The organism is Dactylosporangium thailandense (assembly GCF_059739745.1).
On sequence record NZ_AP029195.1, the window covers coordinates 6759009 to 6776944 of the forward strand.

19 protein-coding genes are annotated in these 17936 nt (G+C 75.1%); 8 read left to right on the forward strand and 11 right to left on the reverse strand.

What is annotated here, in order from left to right; all coding sequences use genetic code 11:
• Positions 1-26 precede the first annotated feature (26 nt).
• The 5 genes from AC6JBM_RS29825 to AC6JBM_RS29845 form a co-directional block, all read right to left on the reverse strand.
• Positions 27-2015: an acyltransferase family protein gene (locus AC6JBM_RS29825; protein ID WP_497977361.1), complete on the reverse strand. Its 1989-nt coding sequence runs from the start codon at positions 2013-2015 to the stop codon at positions 27-29.
• 81 nt (positions 2016-2096) lie between these two features.
• Positions 2097-2897 (reverse strand): ABC transporter permease, encoded by an 801-nt coding sequence (locus tag AC6JBM_RS29830; protein ID WP_497977362.1) that lies wholly within the window; start codon positions 2895-2897, stop codon positions 2097-2099.
• On the reverse strand, positions 2894-3841 hold the full coding sequence (locus AC6JBM_RS29835) for an ABC transporter ATP-binding protein (protein ID WP_497977363.1): 948 nt from the start codon (positions 3839-3841) through the stop codon (positions 2894-2896). Before AC6JBM_RS29835 ends, AC6JBM_RS29830 begins: the two co-directional genes overlap by 4 nt.
• Positions 3838-4209, reverse strand: coding sequence for a hypothetical protein (locus AC6JBM_RS29840; RefSeq protein WP_497977364.1), 372 nt, complete (start codon positions 4207-4209; stop codon positions 3838-3840). Before AC6JBM_RS29840 ends, AC6JBM_RS29835 begins: the two co-directional genes overlap by 4 nt.
• Positions 4209-4880, reverse strand: a complete 672-nt coding sequence (locus AC6JBM_RS29845; RefSeq protein ID WP_497977365.1) for a helix-turn-helix domain-containing protein — start codon at positions 4878-4880, stop codon at positions 4209-4211. The genes AC6JBM_RS29840 and AC6JBM_RS29845 overlap by 1 nt, the downstream gene beginning before the upstream one ends.
• A 153-nt stretch (positions 4881-5033) precedes the next feature.
• Here AC6JBM_RS29845 and AC6JBM_RS29850 point away from each other — a divergent pair, with 153 nt between their 5' ends.
• Genes AC6JBM_RS29850 through AC6JBM_RS29865 form a run of 4 tightly spaced genes read left to right on the forward strand, consistent with a single transcriptional unit; the run spans position 5034 to position 9025 of the window.
• Complete coding sequence (locus AC6JBM_RS29850; protein ID WP_497977366.1) at positions 5034-5705, forward strand: vWA domain-containing protein; 672 nt, start codon at positions 5034-5036, stop codon at positions 5703-5705.
• Positions 5702-6505, forward strand: coding sequence for a PP2C family serine/threonine-protein phosphatase (locus AC6JBM_RS29855; RefSeq protein WP_497977367.1), 804 nt, complete (start codon positions 5702-5704; stop codon positions 6503-6505). The genes AC6JBM_RS29850 and AC6JBM_RS29855 overlap by 4 nt, the downstream gene beginning before the upstream one ends.
• Positions 6489-8423: a helix-hairpin-helix domain-containing protein gene (locus AC6JBM_RS29860; RefSeq protein ID WP_497977368.1), complete on the forward strand. Its 1935-nt coding sequence runs from the start codon at positions 6489-6491 to the stop codon at positions 8421-8423. Before AC6JBM_RS29855 ends, AC6JBM_RS29860 begins: the two co-directional genes overlap by 17 nt.
• Positions 8420-9025 carry a hypothetical protein gene (locus AC6JBM_RS29865; protein ID WP_497977369.1) on the forward strand — a complete coding sequence of 202 codons (606 nt, stop codon included), beginning with the start codon at positions 8420-8422 and terminating at the stop codon, positions 9023-9025. Before AC6JBM_RS29860 ends, AC6JBM_RS29865 begins: the two co-directional genes overlap by 4 nt.
• Before the next feature lie 6 nt (positions 9026-9031).
• Here the strand turns inward: AC6JBM_RS29865 and AC6JBM_RS29870 are convergent, their stop codons facing one another.
• On the reverse strand, positions 9032-9739 hold the full coding sequence (locus tag AC6JBM_RS29870) for an SDR family NAD(P)-dependent oxidoreductase (RefSeq protein WP_497977370.1): 708 nt from the start codon (positions 9737-9739) through the stop codon (positions 9032-9034).
• A gap of 75 nt (positions 9740-9814) precedes the next feature.
• On the opposite strand from AC6JBM_RS29870, the gene AC6JBM_RS29875 reads away from it, so the two are divergent.
• Positions 9815-10654: a LysR family transcriptional regulator gene (locus AC6JBM_RS29875; RefSeq protein WP_497986550.1), complete on the forward strand. Its 840-nt coding sequence runs from the start codon at positions 9815-9817 to the stop codon at positions 10652-10654.
• A gap of 106 nt (positions 10655-10760) precedes the next feature.
• Positions 10761-11243, forward strand: a complete 483-nt coding sequence (locus AC6JBM_RS29880; RefSeq protein ID WP_497977371.1) for a TolB family protein — start codon at positions 10761-10763, stop codon at positions 11241-11243.
• On the opposite strand, the gene AC6JBM_RS29885 is transcribed toward AC6JBM_RS29880, so the two are convergent.
• The gene (locus tag AC6JBM_RS29885; RefSeq protein ID WP_497977372.1) at positions 11228-12079 is read right to left on the reverse strand and encodes a LysR family transcriptional regulator; all 852 of its coding nucleotides are present in this window, start codon (positions 12077-12079) and stop codon (positions 11228-11230) included. The genes AC6JBM_RS29880 and AC6JBM_RS29885 overlap by 16 nt on opposite strands.
• A 69-nt stretch (positions 12080-12148) precedes the next feature.
• Here AC6JBM_RS29885 and AC6JBM_RS29890 point away from each other — a divergent pair, with 69 nt between their 5' ends.
• Entirely contained in the window at positions 12149-13033 is an 885-nt protein-coding gene (locus tag AC6JBM_RS29890; protein WP_497977373.1) for an NmrA family NAD(P)-binding protein, read from the forward strand.
• Positions 13034-13045: 12 nt separating this feature from the next.
• On the opposite strand, the gene AC6JBM_RS29895 is transcribed toward AC6JBM_RS29890, so the two are convergent.
• Positions 13046-14002, reverse strand: a complete 957-nt coding sequence (locus AC6JBM_RS29895; RefSeq protein WP_497977374.1) for a glycerophosphodiester phosphodiesterase family protein — start codon at positions 14000-14002, stop codon at positions 13046-13048.
• Positions 14003-14059: 57 nt separating this feature from the next.
• A complete protein-coding gene (locus AC6JBM_RS29900) occupies positions 14060-14671 on the reverse strand; it encodes a response regulator (RefSeq protein ID WP_497977375.1) in 612 nt (203 codons plus the stop codon).
• 25 nt (positions 14672-14696) lie between these two features.
• Here AC6JBM_RS29900 and AC6JBM_RS29905 point away from each other — a divergent pair, with 25 nt between their 5' ends.
• Entirely contained in the window at positions 14697-15761 is a 1065-nt protein-coding gene (locus tag AC6JBM_RS29905) for a sensor histidine kinase (protein ID WP_497977376.1), read from the forward strand.
• Here AC6JBM_RS29905 and AC6JBM_RS29910 read toward each other — a convergent pair.
• Together AC6JBM_RS29910 and AC6JBM_RS29915 are read right to left on the reverse strand one after the other, a co-directional pair.
• Complete coding sequence (locus AC6JBM_RS29910) at positions 15688-16119, reverse strand: DUF6294 family protein (protein ID WP_497977377.1); 432 nt, start codon at positions 16117-16119, stop codon at positions 15688-15690. The genes AC6JBM_RS29905 and AC6JBM_RS29910 overlap by 74 nt on opposite strands.
• 36 nt (positions 16120-16155) lie before the next feature.
• On the reverse strand, positions 16156-17934 hold the full coding sequence (locus AC6JBM_RS29915; RefSeq protein ID WP_497977378.1) for a RiPP maturation radical SAM C-methyltransferase: 1779 nt from the start codon (positions 17932-17934) through the stop codon (positions 16156-16158).
• Positions 17935-17936: the final 2 nt, after the last annotated feature.

The window sequence follows — 17936 nt, forward strand, 5'->3', positions numbered from 1 at the left end:
ACCGTACCGCCGCGAAAGGTTGCTTCTCAGGCGGAACCCGTCGTCGCCACGTTCCTGAGGCGGGGCAGCAGCCACGGCGCGATGACCTGCTTGACGCCCTCGGGCGTGAAGTGCAGCCCGTCGCTGCGCACCTTGAGCCCGTTGACGTTCCAGGTGAACGCGCCGCCGGGGCAGACGACCCCCTGCAGGTCCAGGACGATCGGATGGTGCGGGTGCGCCCCGGCGACCCGGGTCAGCAGGTCGTTCCAGGCGTCGACGCGCTCGGGGGTGTCCTCGGGCCACAGCCCGCCGTCGGGGCGCTCGGCGCGGTGGGTGTAGGCGGCGTCGAGCAGCACGACCCGGCCCCCGTTCCCCGCGGCGATGTCGATCGCGAGCGTGAGCTCCTTCGTGAGGTACGCGTCGAACGACTCCTCGCCGACGTGCTGGTAGCGCCCGTCGAGCCGGCGGTCCATGAGCTCCCAGCGGTTGAGCAGGATGACCGAGACGTCCGGGTCGTCGGCCGGGATGCTCGCCCGCCACTTGGCGTCCCACTGGTCGCAGCCCGGGTAGTTCGTGTGCGCGCTGCCGATGTAGCGGATGTCCGGCAGCCGGGCGATCCCGCAGCCCTGGATGGCCCGGTTGGCCACGCTGAGGCCGGGGTGCTCCGGGAGGTACGCGCCGATCGTCCACGACACCGAGTCGCCGAGGAACACGATCCGCGGGTTGGCGCCCGGCTTGCGCCCGGCCCGCGCCATCGGGGCGCCCGCGGCGGCCTGCGGTACCGGTCCGGCGCTGCCCCCGGCCTGCACCAGCGGCGCGTCCGCGGGCCCGTCCGCGGGCCCGTCCGCGGGCACGTCCGCCGCGATCGTCGGCGCGGCGGTGACCCCGAGGGCGAGCGCGGCGACGCCGGTGACGACGAGCGCGGTGGTCGGCGCGAGGGTCCGCCACGTCGCCGGCCGGGCGGCCTTCCTGCGCACGGTGAACGCCCGCCGGGCCGGGAGCTCGATCGCGTAGTAGCACGCGACCGTGACGGCGAACGCGGCCGCCATCCGCAGCGCGAACAGCGGCAGGCCGGTGAGGCCGGTGCGCTCGCCGGTGAGCCACTGCAGCAGCGGCCAGTGCCACAGGTACAGGCCGTAGGAGATGCGCCCGATCCACGGCAGCGGCGGCACCGCCAGGACCCGCGAGGCCCATCCACCGGGGTTCTGCACGAGATGGGCGAGCACGACGGTGACGGCAAGAGCGAACACCGTCAAGCCGCCGTCGTACAGCCAGGCGTCGGTCCCGTGCACCAGCGCCACCGCGACGGCCAGCCCCAGCGCGCACACGGCCGCGGCGGTCGCCAGCGCGCGGCCGCCGGCCTTGCCGGCCAGCACCGCCAGCCCGCAGCCGAGCAGGAGGGCGCCGGCCCGGCTGTCGGTGCCGTAGTACGCGCGGCCCGGGTCGGCGTCGGGGTGGTACCAGTGCGCGCAGAGCCAGGCCGCCATCGCCGTGCCGGACGCGCAGGCGGTGAGCAGGGCCGCCTTCGACTCGCGGGCCTTGAGCAGCGCGATGACGAGCAGCGGCCAGAGCAGGTAGAACTGCTCCTCGATGCCGAGCGACCACGTGTGCTGCAGCGGCGAGGGCGGCGCGGTGGCCGCGAAGTAGTCGCCGCCGCGGAAGATCATGCGCCAGTTGGCCACGTAGAGCAGCGCCGCGAGCGAGTCCCACCGCAGCGCCGTGACCTCGGGCGCGGGCAGCACCATCCGGCCGGCGACCACCACGGCGACGACGACCACGAGCAGCGCGGGCAGCAGCCTGCGCGCCCGCCGCCCCCAGAACGCGGCCAGGACGATTCCCCCGGTGGTGCGCATTTCGTGCAGCAACAGCCCGGTGATGAGGTATCCGGACAGGACGAAGAACGCGTCGACGCCGAGGAACCCGCCGGGCAGCCAGCCGGGCTGGGCGTGGAACACGACGACGGCGAGCATCGCGAGCGCGCGCACGCCGTCGAGGGCCGGGAGATAGGCCCATTTACCAGCCTTTTCTCCGGCCACGGCGCGAGTCTAGGTCGCCTGCCCGGGTTGGAGACTCCTCCGTTTCTCCCATTGCGCAGGCGCTTTCGGGGGCCGTGCCGGTCAGGTGATGTCGCGGCGCATGGGAACGATGACGGCGATCGCCGAGGCGGTCAGCGCGTAGGCGGCGAGGAGGAGGGCGCCGGCCGCCGGCGGGAGGAGGCCGGCGGTGCCGCTGCCGAGTTGTGCCGACATGGCGTCGGCGAGGTAGGTGAAGCCGGTCAGCGCGGCGGTGGCCCCGCCGGGCAGGACCGGGTAGAGCGCGTTGGCGCCGGGGACCATCATGAGCACCGGCTCACCCAGGTACAGATAGCCGATCACGACGCACAGGGCCACGATCTGGTTGCGGATCAGGGCACCCATGCCGACTCCGACGAGCAGGTACACCACCATCGCCACGCCGATGCGCGCGAGCAGCTGCAGCACGGTCGCGGCCGGCAGGCCGAGTGCGATGCCGCGGGCGGCGGCGACGGTGAACAGGGCCGCCGCGGCGGTGCCCGCCAGGACGAGTCCGTAGGCGAGGCCGGCGACCGTGTAGGTGGCGAGCTTGGCGGCGAGCACCTGCCCGCGGCGCGGCGCGAACAGGAAGGTGACGGCGGCGGTGCGGTGCCGGTACTCGGATGTGACCGCGAGGGTGCCGGCCGCGGCCGGCACGAAGGCGGTGACGCCGAGGATGCCGAGGATCGAGCGCAGGCCTGCCTCGGTGTCCAGCCCCGGCATCGGCGGGTCGAAGTGCTCCGGGCCCACCAGCGCCATGGCGCCGATCAGGCCGCCGCCCAGCAGCGCGGCGGCGAGCAGCAGGCCGCCCCACATCCGGGTGGCCAGCAGCCGGCGGAACTCCGCCTTGATCAGGCGATGCGTCATCGGGTGGCCGCCTTGTCGGTGGTGAGGCCGAGGAAGAGCCGCTCGAGGCTGGCGCTCTCGGCGACCAGTTCATGGATGCGCAGGCGGCGGGCGGCGGCGAGGTCGGCGATGTCCGGCGCGTCCAGCCCGCGCACCCGCAGCCGGCCGGGCCCGGCGGCCTCGACGGACGCGCCGGCCTCGACGGACGCGCCGGCCTCAGCGGACCCGCCGGCGAGGGCGGCCCGCAGGGCGGAGGCGAGGGCTTCGGCGTCGGGGGAGGCGACCAGCACCGACGGCGGGCCGGCGATGCGGGACCACGGCCCGGCGGCGACGAGCTCGCCGCGCCGGATCACCACCACGTCATCCACGAGCTGCTGCATCTCGCTGAGCACGTGGCTGGAGATCAGCACGGTGCGGCCCTCGCCGGCCAGCCGGCGCAGCAGGCCGCGCAGCCACGACACGCCCTGCGGGTCCAGGCCGTTGCCGGGTTCGTCCAGCAGCAGCACGCGGGGGTCGCCGAGCAGCGCCGTGGCGAGGTTGAGCCGTTGCCGCATGCCGGTGGAGAACCCGCGGGTGCGGCGGTCGGCCGCCTCGGCGAGGCCGAGCAGGTCGAGCAGCTCCGTGACCCGGCTGTCCGGGCAGCCGGCCATGGCCGCGTAGACGCGCAGGTGGTCGCGGGCGGTGTGGCCGGGGTGGAACGCGTTGGGGTCGAACACCGCGCCGACCGTGCGCGACGGCCGGGCCAGCCGGCCATACGGCTGCCCGCCGATCGTGGCGGTGCCGCTGGTCGGCGACACCAGCCCGGTCACCATGCGCATCGTGGTGGTCTTGCCGGCGCCGTTCGGGCCGAGAAACCCGGTGACCACACCGGGTTGCACGGTGAAGCTCAGATCGCGCACGGCGGTGACGTCACCGTACCGTTTCGTCAGGCGCGACACCTCGATGGCCAGGCGGTCGCCGGTCATGCCCGGGCCGCCATGGCGCGCCGGATCGTCGCCGCGAGGCCCGGCGCGGCCGGGCTGGAGAGCACGACCTCGTCGAACTCGCCGCCGGCCGCCGCCCGGTCCAGCACCAGGTGCAGCCCGGGCTCGCCCCGGCGGGCCGCCACGAGCTGCCGGGGACCGCCGAACAGGCCCCAGACGCCGATCTTGACGAAGCCGGACACCACGAACCCCCGCCGGGCGCCACGGGCGAGCCGGAGCGGGTCGTCGACCGGGGCGGCCCGCCGCACCGCGCCGAGACGCAGCGCGAGCCGCTCCCGCCCGGTCCACACCCGCTCCCATCCGGTGAAGCGGATGTCGATCGCGTCGCCGGTAACCGTGAGCACTGCCATCACTCGTCCCCCTTCGTCGTGCCGGAGCCGTCCACCGGCCCCTGCTCGGTGTCGTCGGCGCCGTCCGCCGCCCCCTGCTCGGTGTCGCCGGCGCCGTCCGCCGGCCCCTGCTCGGTGTCGCCGGCGCCGGCCGGCCGGTCGGCCGGCATCAGCACGGTCGCCAGCAGCCGCGGCGTCCGCCCGTTGCCGGGCTCGTTGCCGAGCAACGGGCCGACCAGCGCGCCGAAACCGGCGGCGAACCCGGCCAGTTCGGCGTCGGTCAGGTGCAGCACGAGCTGCTGGTAGCCGGCACCGTCGGCGGCGAAGTCGATCCGCTCCCGGGCGAGGTAGCGGGAGAACTCCGACAGCAGGCTCGACATGAACGCCGTGAAGTAGCGCGCATGGTCCTGCGGGCTGGCCGTGGCCAGGGCCGCGGCGTCCAGCGTCGCGCCGTGCGCGGGCAGCGCGTAGACCCGTTCGACGGCGCCGCGCATCCTGCGCCCCTCGACCACGTCGAGCAGCCCGTTCTTGACCAGCGTCGCCAGGTGCCGATACATCGTGGCCTGCGGAATGTCGGGCAGCAGCCCGGCCAGCTCGTGCGTGGTCAGCCGGGCACCCGCGACCGCCCGCAGGATCCTGATCCGCACCGGGTGCAGGGCCAGCTCGGCCCAGCGCTCCCCCGACATCTCCATGTCGCAACATTATCATTCTCGATAGTGATAATAAACCCGCGTCAGGCAGAACGCGTCCCCCGCCGGGCGGCCACATCGACCCGAAGGCCCGAGGCGACAGCGGCGCGCCCCGCGTAGCCTGGCTCGGTCCCGCCCCCGACGAAGGACCGCCCGATGAGCTACGACCAGATTCCGTTCGATGCGAGCGAGTTCGTCGACAACCCCGAGCCGCGCTGCCCCTGCCTGCTGCTGCTCGACGCGTCCGGGTCGATGGCGGGCCGGCCGATCGAGGAGCTCAACGCGGGGCTGCGGACCTTCGCCGGCCAGCTGCTGAGCGACGGGCTGGCGGCCAAGCGCGTCGAGGTGGCCGTGATGTCGTTCGGGCCGGTGCGCCTCCAGACGGAGTTCACCACGGCCGCGCACTTCACCGCCCCGGTGCTGCAGGCCGAGGGCGCCACCCCGATGGGCGCGGCGATCGCGCAGGGGCTGGAGCTGGTCGAGACGCGCAAGCGCATCTACCGGGAGCAGGGCATCTCGTACTACCGCCCCTGGGTCTTCCTCATCACCGACGGCGCCCCGACCGACGACTGGCGGCCCGCCGCCGCCCGCGTCGCCGAAGGGGAGGAGCGCAAGGCGTTCAGCTTCTTCGCCGTGGGCATCGAGGGCGCGGACATGAACGTGCTCGGGCAGATCGCCAGCCGGCAGCCGCTGCGGCTGCGCGGCCTGGACTTCGCCGGCCTGTTCACCTGGTTGTCGAGTTCGATGGGCTCGGTCTCGCGATCGCAGACCCACGAGGAGGTTCCCCTCGTCAACCCGGCCACGCCGCAGGGCTGGGCCACGGTATGACGGGCGTCGCCGGGTGGCGGTTCGCCGCGGCGGCCAGGCCGGGCACCGGGCACGTCCGCGAGGGGCTGCCCTGCCAGGACCGGTACGCCTGCCAGGTCGTGCCCTCGCCCCAGGGCCCGGTGCTGGTCGCCGTCGTCTCCGACGGGGCCGGCAGTGCGGTGGAGAGTGCGCGCGGCGCCGAGCTCATCTGTGCCGAGCTGCTCGACGAGATCCGCTGCCGGCTCGCGGACGCGGTGCCCGCCGGGACCGACTGGCTGCGGGCCTGCGTCGCCACGGTGCGCGGGCGGCTGTTCGCCGAGGCGGAGCGCCTGGGCCTGCCGCCGCGGGAGCTGGCCGCGACGCTGCTCTGCGCGGTGCTCGCCCCGGACTGGTCGGCATTCGCGCAGATCGGCGACGGGGCGATCGTCACGCCCGAGCTGGGCACCGGCGCCTGGGCCTGGATGTTCTGGCCGCAGCGGGGCGAGTACGCCAACACCACCTCCTTCCTGACCGACCCCACGGCCCTCGAACGGCTCGAGGCCGACTCGCTGCCGCACGGCCAGGACGAGGTGGCGCTGTTCACCGACGGGCTGCAGCACCTCGTGCTCGACTACGGCGCCCAGCGGGTGCACGACCCGTTCTTCGACCGCATCCTCGGCCCCGTCCGCCGCTCCCCCGCGCAGGGCGAGGACCGCACGCTCAGCACGGGCCTCGAGGCGTACCTGGGCTCGCCCCCCGTTGCCTCGCGCACCGACGACGATCTCACGCTCGTGCTGGCGAGCCGGGTCACGGAGCCGGCGGACCTTGCCCCGGCTCATTGACGAGCAGGGCCGGGTCCTGCGGCTCGGCGACAAGCTCGGCGAGGGCGGCGAGGGAGCCGTGTACCGGCTGGCCGGCCACGAGTCGCTGGCGGTCAAGGTCTACACGGCCCCGCTGACGGCGGAGCGGGCCCGGAAGATCAGCATCCTGTCGCAGTGGAACCGCCAGGCGGTCGACCGGTTCGCCGCCTGGCCGTCCGGCCTCGTGCTGGACGAGCACCGGCGGCCCCGCGGCCTGCTGCTGCCCGCCGTCAAGGGCGGGTGGGACGTGCACCACCTCTACACGCCCAGCAGCCGCCGGCAGCACTTCCCGAGCGCCAACTGGCGCTTCCTGCTGCACGTGAGCACGAACATCGCCCGGGCCTTCGCCACCGTCCACGACCAGGGGCTCGTGATCGGCGACGTCAACCCGGGCTCCATCCTGGTGCTCGCCGACGGCACCGTGCGGCTGATCGACGTCGACAGCTTCCAGGTCCCGGTGCCGGGCGCGGCGCCGCTGCTGTGCACCGTCGCCGTCGCCCTGTTCCTGCCGCCGGAGCTGCGCGGCGCGTCCCTGAGCTCGACGGTCCGCACGAGCGACCACGACGCCTTCGGCCTTGCCGTCACCCTGTTCCAGCTGCTGATGCTCGGCCGGCACCCGTTCGCCGGGCGGTACCTCGGCCCGGGCGAGATGCCGATCGAGCGGGCGATCGCCGAGCACCGGTTCGCCTACGGCAGCGGGGCCGCCAAGCTGGAGATGCAGCGCCCGCCCAACACCGTCGGCATGGAGATCCTGTCCCCTGCGGTCGGCGCGCTGTTCGAGGCCGCGTTCGCGCCGACCGCCGGGCGGGTGCCCCGGCCCACCGCGGGCAGCTGGGTGCAGGCGCTCGGCGCGATGGCCGCGAACCTGGCCCAGTGCGGGGCCAACGCCACCCATCAGTACGCCCGGGAGGCGCCGTCCTGCCCGTGGTGCACCTTCGAGCAGAACACCAGCGTGCTGCTGTTCGGCGTCGCGGCACCGGCGTCGGTGAGCCGGTTCGAGGCGGAGTACCGGCACGTGCTGCGCCTCGTCGCCGAGGTCCCCAGGCCCGCCCCGGCCCGGCCGGCCATGAGCAACGCCCCGGCAGCGGCGAGCCCGGATGCCGTACAGGCGCGCAAGACTCCGGCCTGGGCGTGGATCGCCTACACGTGCGGCGTGCTGTTCCTGCTCGCGGGGCTGCCGCTGCTGCCCGCCGGGCTGTTGCTCCTGATCGGCGGGGCGGCCACGATCGGCATCGCGTGGAACCGGACCGGCGCGCGCCGCAAGGTATGGACCGAGCGGTATCGGCAGGCCCGCGACCAGCACGCGGCCGCCGCCGGCGAGCTCGATCGGGCGAACCGGTTCCCGATGCACGCCGCGGCGCACGCCGCCGTGGAGCGGGCCAAGGCGGGCTGGGAGTCGGTTCCGCGGCTGCGGGAGGCGAAGACCCGCGAGCTGATGAGGAACAAGCGGCAGTCGCAGCTCGAGCAGTTCCTGGCCGGCCGGCCCATCGAACGGGCCGCCATTCCCGGCATCGCCGCGGGGCGGCTGGCGATGCTGTCCGCGTACGGCATCGACACCGCCCTGGACGTCGTCGCCGCGCGCATCGCCGGGGTTCCGAGCTTCGGGCCGAAGCTCACCGAGCGGCTCGTGACGTGGCGCCGCGAGCTCGAGCGGTCCTTCGTCTACGACGCGTCGACGCCGCTGGCGCCCGAGGCGCTCGCCCGCATGGAGCAGGAGCTCGAGGCCGTGCAGCGGCAGGCGGTCCAGCACGTGCAGCAGGCACTGCGGCAGCTGCGCGCCGCCGCGGCCACCGAGCCGCCGGCCGCCGCCCAGGCCGCCCGGAGACTGACGAGCGCCACCGAGGCGCTGCGCCAGGCCGAGGCCGATGCCACGGCCGCGACCGGCAGGCCGCCCGCGTGACCGCCGGCGTGGTTCGAGTCCCCGGCTGGGCCCGCTGGACGGCGCTCGCGGTGGCGGCGGTGGCGGCGGTGGCGGTGTTGGCCGCCCTCGCCGCCTTCACCGCCGACCGCATCCGCAGCGGCCCCGGCCGGCCCGCCGAGGGCCTGTTCGTGCCGCCGGCCGGCATCGAAGCGCTCGCGGACCAGCGGTGGAAGGACGGTCCCTCGCGCGACGCCGGCGCGCTCTCCGTGCGGCGTTGGCAGCCGGTCGAGCGGCCGCGCGACGAGCTCGAGCAGGCGATCACCGTGCACCGCTCCGGGTACGCGGCTCTCTACGGCTACTACGCGAGTGACCCGCGCATCAATGACCGCGAAGACTTCGGCGACGAGCACGTGCGCGACGCGCCGCTCGCGGTGGGTGTGGAAGCCGACCAGGCCCTGATCTACTGCCGCGAGATTCCGCCGCCGGGGCGGCCGGGCTCCTGCACGAGATGGGTCTACTGGGCCCGGTACGGCTCGTACACGATCGAGATGTCCTACCGGGAGCCGGGACTCGACGCCGGGCGGTTCTCGCGCATCGCCGGGCAGTTCGACGCGAAGGTCGCACGGTTCCTGGCCGGATAGGCGGCGTCACCAGGGCACGACGCCCTCGTCGTCGAAGAAGGCGCCGGTCGGGCCGTCGTCCGGCAGGGTCGCGAGCCGGATCGCGATCGCCGCGCCCTGGGCCGCGGTGCGCACGCCGCGGAAGCCGTTCAGGTCCGTGGCGCAGTAGCCGGGGCAGGCCAGGTTGATGAGGACCTTCGTGTCGCGCAGCTCCTTGGCGTACTGCAGCGTCACCGCGTTGAGGAAGGACTTCGACGGCGCGTAGGCGGCCGACAGCGGCCCCACCTCGCCGGCCGACTGCCGCGTCAGGGAGCCCACCGAGCTCGACATGTTCACGATCCGCGGCGACGGGGAGCGCAGCAGCAGCGGCAGGAACGCGTTCGTCACGCGCACGACGCCGAGCACGTTCGTGTCCACCGCGCGCTGGATGGCGTCCAGGTCGACCAGGGTCGGCTGCTGCGGCATCCCGCCGGTCACCCCCGCGTTGTTCACCAGCACGTCGAGCCGCGTCAGGGACCCCGTCGCGGCCGCCACGCTCTCGGCGGAGGTCACGTCCAGGGGCACGCCGAACGCGTCGACGCCGGCCGCCTCCAGCTTGGCCAGCGCGTCCGCGAGGCGCGCGGCGTCGCGGGCCCCGACGCCCACGCGGAAGCCGAGCGCGCCCAGCCCGGCGGCGATCTCGTACCCGATGCCCTTGTTCGCGCCCGTCACCAGCGCGACCTTCGTTTCGCTCATGGGTCGAGCTTGGCCAGCGCCGGAACCCGGCGCCAACACCGATGCGGTCGGCCGCGATACCCTGTGGGTATCGATCTGGAGACCCGGGAGCTGCGGTACTTCGTCGCCGTCGCCGAGGAGCTGCACTTCGGCCGCGCCGCCGCCCGTCTCGGCATCGCGCAGCCGCCGCTGTCGCGCGCGATCGGGCAGCTCGAGCGGCGGCTGGGGGTGACGCTGCTGGAGCGCACCAGCCGCAGCGTGGCCCTGACCGAGGCCGGCGGGGTGCTGCTGCGCGAGGCGCGCGCGGCGCTCGCGGCCGTCGAGGCGGCCGCCCGGCGCACCCGGCGCGCGGCGGCGCCCGAGCCCGGCATCGTGCTGGTGACCAAGGCCGGCGCCTCCGGCGAGCTGCTGGCCAAGCTCCTGGACGCGTACGCCGCCGAGCCCGGTGCCGTCCCCGTCGACGTCCAGCTGTGCGGCATCGGCGAGCAGGAGCGCCTCCTGCGCGACGGGCGCGCGGACGTGGCGCTGCTGCACCTGCCCTACGACGAGCCCGCCGGCTTGGACACCGAGGTCCTCACGGTGGAGAGCCAGGTCGTGGTGCTGCCGGCCGGGCACCCCCTCACGACCGCGCCCAGCCTGCGCATGGCCGACGTCGCCGACCTGCCGGACCTGCCGCTGCCCCGCTGGCCCGAGCCGGACGGCAGCTACAGACCGGGGCGGGGTCCCGAGGTGAGGGGCAACTCGCAGCTGTACCAGCTGATCGCGCTCGGCCGCGCCTGCGCCGTGCTCCCGGACTCGGCCCGCACCCACCTGCGCCGCGACCTGGTCGCCGTGCCCCTGCTGGACGCACCGGAGATCACCACGCTGATCGCCTGGCCCCCGCACAGCCGCTCCCGCGCCGTCGCCGACCTCGTCCGCGCCGCGACGCGGCTGTGAGGCCCGGATCCGTCACACCGGGTTCGCGAACGGTTTCCTTCAGGTGCCGGACGGTTGCGCCGATGGTCCCTGCGTCACACGGAAGCGACACACACTGGAGGCAGGGATGCACCGCACCACCGTCAAGCGCACGCTCGTTCTCGCCGGCATCGCCGCCGCCGCGGCCGCGTTCGCCGGCACCACCACCGCCACCGCCGGCACCACCGACGCCGCCACCACCCCCACCGTCTACGCCAGCCACGGCGCCATCTACCTCAAGCAGGCCGGCCACACCACCCGCCTCACCACCGACAGCGTCAGCCGCCAGCCCGCCCTCTCCCCCGACGCCACCCAGATCGCCTACGTCCACAACGACACCATCTGGGTCATGCACACCGACGGCACCGACCAGCACCAGATCAGCGACCGCACCGGCACCAACCCCGCCTGGGACCCCAGCGGCGTGCGCATCACCTACACCGCCACCTCCTGCACCGGCGCCCCCGGCATCTTCCGCACCGGCACCGACGGCGGCACCGCCTCCGAGGTCCTCACCCCCGCCGCCTGCACCACCCAGGACGCCCCGCTCGTCGGCTACATCACCGGCTGAGCCTCGAGCACCGCCGCCTGCGCGGCCCGCACGAACGCCGCCACCGCCGGCGAGCGCGAGGCCGCCGGCCACGCCACCGTCAGCGTCACCGGCTCCAGCTCCGCCACCGGCCGGAAGGCCGTGCCCGGCCGCGGAAACCGCGCCGCCACGAACTCGGGCAGGAACCACACGGCCCCGCCCACCTCGACCAGGTTGAAGATCTGCGACAGGTCGAACGATCGCCCCGGCACCGGCGCCATGCGGCCGCCCTCGGCCGGGGAGCCGCCCGGCAGGCGACGCCCGGCCAGGTCCGAAAGCCGCAGCGAGGTGCGCGCCGCCAACGGATCCGCGGCCGCCAGGGCCACCACGCACGGGCTCGTGATCAACGGCTCGCTGTCCAGGCCGCGCGCGTCGAACGGCGTCGGCAGCAGCGCCACGTCGGCCCGCCCGTCGTGCAGTGCCGGCACCTGCTCGCCGTGCCCGCCCAGCAGCAGCTCGACCGGCATCACGTCGTAGGCGTCGAGCACCCGCGGCAGGAGCCCGGCGTCATAGTCGGCCTTGAGCGCGAGCCGCAGCGACGGCACGGGCTGCGCGGCCCGCCGGGCCCGGCGCTCCGCCGTCGCGACGGCGTCGAGCGCCACCCGGGCGTCGTCCAGCAGCGCCGCCCCGGCCGCGGTCAGCGCGACCTGCCGCGTCGTGCGTTGCAGCAGTTGTACCCCCAGCTGCCGCTCGAGCTCGCGAATCGCCCGCGACAGCGGCGGCTGCGCCATCCCGAGCCGCTCGGCCGCGCGCCCGAAGTGCAGCTCCTCGGCCACCGCGACGAAGTACCGCAGCTGCCGCGTCTCGAGCTCACTCATATCACCAGGGTATCAATCGAGACGGGATCGGTCCTTCAGCCCCGCGACGGATCGGCGTTGACTGCTCGCATGATCGTGGTTACCGCACCCACCGCCAACATCGGCCGGCAGCTCGTCCAGCACCTCCTCGACGCCGGCGCGCCCGTGCGCGTCGTGGCCCGCGACCCGGCGCGCCTCGCGCCCGGGGTCGCCGAGCGGGTCGAGATCGTCCGCGGCTCCCACGCCGACCCGGCCGTCGTGGCCGAGGCGTTCGCGGGCGCCGACGCGGTCTTCTGGCTCGTGCCGGCCGACCCGCGCGCGAGCTCCGCCGGCGAGGCGTACTCCGGCTTCGCCCGCCCCGCCCTCGAGGCGTTCGCGGCGCACCCGGCCGTCCGCGTGGTCGGCGTCTCCGCGCTCGGCCGCGGCACGCCGGTCGCGGGCCGGGCCGGGCACGTCACCGCGACGCTCGCCATGGACGACCTGATCGCGGCGACCGGCGTGCCGTACCGCGCGCTGGCCATGCCCTCCTTCATGGACAACACGCTGCGCCAGCTCCAGCCGATCACGGCGCAGGGCATCCTGTCCGGCCCGTCGCGGCCGGACCTCCCCGCCCCGGCCGTCGCCACCCGCGACATCGCCGCGGTCGCGGCCCGGCTGCTGCTCGACGACGCCTGGACCGGCTTCGAGGAGGTGCCGGTGCTCGGCCCCGAGGACATCACCTACGACGAGATGGCCGCGACGCTCGCCGGCGTGCTCGGGCGCCCGGTGCGCTACCAGCGGATCCCGGGCGAGACGTTCAAGGCGAACCTGGTCGGCCGCGGGGTCTCCGAGCCGATGGCGCAGGCCATGCTCGACATGGCCGTGGCCAAGGACGAGGGCCTCGACAACGGCGTCGAGCGCACCGCGCAGTCGAGCACGCCGACGACCTTCCGCCAGTGGTGCGCCGAGGTGCTGCGGCCCGCCGCCCGGTCCTGACGACCGGGCCGGTCAGCGGCGCAGGAGGGGGGCGACGACGTCGACGCGGTTGGTCCAGACCGCGCCCGTCCAGCCCTCCGGCAGCCCGGCCACGTCGGCGGCGGTGTCGAAGCCGGCCGACCAGTCCCCGACGTAGCGGACGAGCACCACGCGCGTGCCGGCCTCGCCCATGCGGGAGACGAACAGGTTCGGCCAGCCCCACAGCCACTTGCCGTACTCGATCGGCACGATCAGCTCCCGGTGGCGGCACTCGGACGGGACGTGGCCCGTCCAGCCTTCCCCGGCGTACCGCAGCAGACAGCTCTTGATGATGGCCTTCGACGACGTCCGGACCTGTGGCAGGCGGCTCGCCACCGCGGCCACGGCCGTGTCGCCGCCGGTCACCGTCACGGCGGACAGGCGCGACGGGGACAGGGTGGCCAGGAACGCGGCCACCGCCTCGCCGTCGGCCGCCTGGTCGCGCTTCATGTCCAGCTTCAGCTCGCGGCCGGGGAACGCCGCGAAGACCTCCGGCACCGTCGGCAGCAGCCCGGCGCCCTTGCCGCGGAGGGGGAACGTGCCGTTCACCGCGTACCCGTAGCCGACGTCCAGCGCGCGCAGCTCGGCCATGGTGTGCGCGCCGACCGGGCCGGTGCCGTCCGTGCGGCACTCCAGCAGCGCGTCGTGGAAGACCGCGAGCTGCCCGTCGCTCGTCAGCTGCACGTCGATCTCGGCGGCGTCGGCGCCGGCGTCGAACGCGGCCCGCAGCGACGGCAGGGTGTTCTCGAGGTACGGCACCCGCGGCGGGAAGATCCGCGTCGCCGTGCACGTGTCCGCCTCGACGCCGTGCAGGTCGAACGTCTGCGCCAGGCCCCGGTGGGCGAGCAGGAACGGCCGGCCGGCCCGCGGGCCGCTCGTCGATCGGTTGCCGAGATACAGGGCGGCCGCACACAGCACCACCACCGCCAGGATGATCCAACGCCGTCGCATCGCCGCAACCCTGCCAGGACCGGCACCCGGCGAGAAGCGGCGAAGGACGTAGCCGGTCTAGTCCCTTAGTCCCTGGGCGAGCAGCGCGGCCTGGGTGCGGCTGTCCACCGCCAGCTTCGAGAGGATGTTGCTCACGTGCGTCTTGACCGTGCGCTCGGCCAGGCCCAGCGAGCGCGCGATCTCGCGGTTGCTCTGGCCCAGCAGCCGCAGCACCTCCCGCTCCCGGGACGTGAGCACACTCAGGTCGGCGGCGGCGGGGGCGGGCGCCGAGCGCGGCCACAGCAGCTCGGCGGCCGACGCGCTCAGCGGCCGCACCCCGGCATGGGCCCCGCGCACGGCCGCGGCGAGCTCGGCCCCGGTCGCGTCCTTGAGCACGAACCCGGCCGCGCCGGCCGCGAGGGCCCGCTGCACGTCGGCCGCGCTGCCGACCGCGGTCAGCACGAGCACCTTCGCGTGAAACGTGCGCGAGCGCAGCACCGCCACCCCGTCGAGGCCGGTCAGGTGCAGGTCCAGGAGAATGACGTCGGCGGCCAGGTCCGCGGCGGCGTCCAGCAGCGCCTCGCCGTCGGCGAACTCGGCGACGACCTCGATGTCGGGCTGGCTGCCCAGGATCAGGCTCAGGCCCTCCCGCACGAGGGCCTGGTCGTCGACGATCACGAGCCGGATCACCGTCCGATCGTAAGGGGGAGCCCGGGTGCGCCGGCTGCTCGCGTTCGACATCGCCCTCTTCGCGCTGGTCGTCGTGCTGTTCGCGCTCTCGGACTCGGTCGTCTCGGTGCCGCTCGCGGTCGTGCAGCTGGTGCCGCTGCTCGCCCGCCGCCGGTACCCGGGCGCCGCGCTCGCGGTCATCGCCGCGGCCACCGCGGCGCACTCGCTGCTCGGGATGGCGCGCGCGGTCGGCTACCTGCCGGCCGCCCTCGCGCTCTACGGCGCCGCCACGCACCGCTCGCCGTGGGTGCGGTGGGGCGTGTGCGGCGGCGCGGTCGTGCTCGTCACGGTGACGGGTGCGATCCGGCACGGCCCGGTCGAGGGCGGGCTGCTCGCGGCGGGCGCGCTCATCGTCACCTGGCTGTTCGGCGCCGAGCGCGGCGTGCTGCTGCGCGAGCGGGCCCTGGTCGCGCAGCTGCGCCTCGAACGGCACCTCGCGGACCGGGCCGCGGCGACCGCGAGCTCCCGGGAGCGGCTGGCCCGGCGCCTGCACGACGGGCTCGCGCACACGATGACCGTCATGCTCGTGCAGGGCGAGGCCCTGCGCGCGACGGCACGGCTGACGACCGCCGATGAGGAGCGCCTGGATGTCGTACTGGGCGCCGGCCGCGCCGCCCTCGCCGAGGTCCGCCTGGCCCTGGCCGAGGAGGCCCAGCGCGACGCCGCCGCCACGCTCGACGGCCGCCTGGCCGCCCTGCGCGAGGCGGGCCTAGAGGCGGACGGGATCACCGGCCTCGACACCCTGCCGGCCGCCGTGCGCGAGGTGGCCTTCCGGCTCGTCGGCGAGGCGGCCACGAACGCGCTGCGGCACGACGGCCCCGGCGCCCGCCTCGACGCGACCGTGACCCGGGCGGGCGAGACGGTCCGGCTCGGGCTGACCAGCACGCCGGGGTCCGGGCGGCCCGCGGGCGAGCCGGGCGGCGGCGGCTTCGGCCTCGCGAGCCTGGCCGAGGACGTGGCGGCGGTCGGCGGCACCCTCACCTGGGGCACGGCCGAACGGGGCTGGCGGGTGACGGCCGAGTTCCGCGAGCCACCGACGCATACAGCTTGAGCCGGCGCAGCACCGGCCACAGCCCGGCGTCGAACGTCGCCCGGCCCTCCCGGCGGTACCGCATCCCGGGCCACGGCATCGGGAGCAGGAACTTGCGCCAGTCGCCGCCGACGGGGTCCTCGGTCGCCAGCGAGCCCAGGACGAACCCGTCGGCGTCGAGCAGGTCCACGTGCCAGATCACCCAGGCGTCGCCGGGCGCGGCGCCGGCCACGGTCGCGGCGAACGCCGCCGTGCCGCCCGGCCACAGCAGCACGGCCGCGGCCATCGCGCAGCCGTCCTTGTGCAGCCGGTCCCAGCCGAACCGCCCGCCGCGCGTCGCGCTCGAGCACGGCGCCTCGATGATGACCGAACTGTCCACACCGAGCGGATGCACCGCCCGGCGCCGTGATACGGCTCAGCGGCCGGGCGTGGCGGGCAGGGCCAGCGCGAGGGCGAGATCCTCGTCCAGCATCATGAGCCCGCGCTCGGCGAAGCCCGCGAACGCGGCCGCGATCGTGGCGGCGGGCAGCCCGAGGTCGCGCCGCACGCCGCGCAGGGTGCGGGGGCGCTCGGCGCACGCGAGGTAGATCGCGGCGAGCGGGTCGTGGAAGGTGTACGTCCCGGTGCCCGGCGGATGCCGCCCGTCGTAGATCTGCAGGAAGCCGGGGGCGGCGCGGTAGACCAGCACCGGCGGCTCGGGCGAGTTCCAGCGCGCGGTCCAGCCCGCGACCGCGTCGCGCAGTTCCCCGTACACCCGGGGATCCAGCGGGTCGAGCGGCTCGTAGTCGAAGAAGTAGGCGACCTCGTTCAGGTCCACAGTGGACGGATACACGAGCGAGTAGCTCGGCTCGGGCCGCTTCGCGAACGTCGCGAACAGGGGGCTGAAGCGCTCCAGCCAGACCGGGCCGGCGTCGGCCGGCGGGGCCAGGTGCGCCAGGTGCGGGACGAGCGCGGTCTGCGCCGCGTAGTCCTGGGCCGTCTCGCCGGGGAAGCCCCAGAGGATGTTCCAGGCGATGCCGATGCCGTAGTACCGCGCCCAGCGCAGCAGGTTCACGTTCTGCGCTGCGCGCACCCCCTTGTCCATCAGCCGCAGCACCGCCGAGCTCAGCGACTCCAGGCCGGGCTGCAGCCGGGTCACGCCGGCCTGGGCGAGCGCGCGCAGCTGGGCCCGGCTCAGGTTGGCCTTCACCTCGTAGAAGAGCTGGTACTCGCGCTCGGCGAGGGCCGGGACGAGCGAGCGCAGCAGCGCCGGGTCGAGGATGTTGTCCACCGCCTCGAAGCGGAACGTGCGGTGGCGGCGGGACTGGGTGTCGAGCTCGGCCAGGACCCGCGGCGCCGACTTGGCGCGGAAGGCCATCGTGGTCGCGTTGAGGCCGCAGAAGGTGCAGTGGTGCTTGGCGCCCCACCAGCAGCCGCGGGCCGACTCGAACGGCAGCGCGACGTGCTCGACGGGCAGGCCGAGGCGGGCGGCGCGGGCGAAGTACTCGTCGTAGTCCGGCACCGGCAGCTCGTCGAGGCGCTGCCGCGGCGGGGCCGGCGGGGTGTGGCGGGATCGGGTGGCGACGCCCGGTACGGCGGCCGGATCCTCGCCCTTCGCGAGCGCGTCGAGCAGCGCCGGGAACGCGTCGTCGCCCTCGCCGACGACGGCGTAGTCGATCACGTCGAGCGCGCGGGCCAGGGCCGGGCCCATCGCCCCGTCGAAGTTGGCGCCGCCGAAGACGGTCACCAGGTCCGGCCGGCGCCGCTTGAGCCGCCGGGCGAGCGCGAACGAGGCGACGCTCTGCTGGAACGTCGCGCTGAAGCCGACGATCCGCGCGTCGCCCAGCTCGCGCTCGATCGCGTCGAGGAACGCGGGCACGTCGTGGGCGCGGATGTGCGGCAGCCGGTCGCCGAGGTAGGCCAGCTCGTCGCCGAACGCCTCCAGCAGCCGCCGTCCGTCGGGGTCCGGGGCCTCGGCCCCGAACGCCTCGACGGAGAACAGCCAGTCGCCGACCTGGCGGCCGCGGTGGTCGGCCAGCAGCGCGTAGTACTCGGGGCCGATGCGCGCCGCGAAGTCCAGGCACGCGTGCAGGGTGCGCACCGGGAAGCCTCGCGCCGCGCCGATCGCCTTGAGCAGCCCGAGCGGGATGGACGGGCGGTCGGCGTGCAGGAACGGCATGGCCACGATGACGGTCGGCCCCGCGGTCGCCGGCACGG

What these genes read in the sequence shown, in the direction of transcription:
- AC6JBM_RS29845 (WP_497977365.1), bottom strand. Translation starts at nt 4,880, where the DNA reads ATGGAGATGTCGGGGGAGCGCTGGGCCGAGCTGGCCCTGCACCCGGTG.
- AC6JBM_RS29895 (WP_497977374.1), bottom strand. Translation starts at nt 14,002, where the DNA reads ATGCGACGGCGTTGGATCATCCTGGCGGTGGTGGTGCTGTGTGCGGCC.
- AC6JBM_RS29880 (WP_497977371.1), top strand. Translation starts at nt 10,761, where the DNA reads ATGCACCGCACCACCGTCAAGCGCACGCTCGTTCTCGCCGGCATCGCC.
- AC6JBM_RS29850 (WP_497977366.1), top strand. Translation starts at nt 5,034, where the DNA reads ATGAGCTACGACCAGATTCCGTTCGATGCGAGCGAGTTCGTCGACAAC.
- AC6JBM_RS29890 (WP_497977373.1), top strand. Translation starts at nt 12,149, where the DNA reads ATGATCGTGGTTACCGCACCCACCGCCAACATCGGCCGGCAGCTCGTC.
- AC6JBM_RS29840 (WP_497977364.1), bottom strand. Translation starts at nt 4,209, where the DNA reads ATGGCAGTGCTCACGGTTACCGGCGACGCGATCGACATCCGCTTCACC.
- AC6JBM_RS29855 (WP_497977367.1), top strand. Translation starts at nt 5,702, where the DNA reads ATGACGGGCGTCGCCGGGTGGCGGTTCGCCGCGGCGGCCAGGCCGGGC.
- AC6JBM_RS29870 (WP_497977370.1), bottom strand. Translation starts at nt 9,739, where the DNA reads ATGAGCGAAACGAAGGTCGCGCTGGTGACGGGCGCGAACAAGGGCATC.
- AC6JBM_RS29830 (WP_497977362.1), bottom strand. Translation starts at nt 2,897, where the DNA reads ATGACGCATCGCCTGATCAAGGCGGAGTTCCGCCGGCTGCTGGCCACC.
- AC6JBM_RS29835 (WP_497977363.1), bottom strand. Translation starts at nt 3,841, where the DNA reads ATGACCGGCGACCGCCTGGCCATCGAGGTGTCGCGCCTGACGAAACGG.
- AC6JBM_RS29885 (WP_497977372.1), bottom strand. Translation starts at nt 12,079, where the DNA reads ATGAGTGAGCTCGAGACGCGGCAGCTGCGGTACTTCGTCGCGGTGGCC.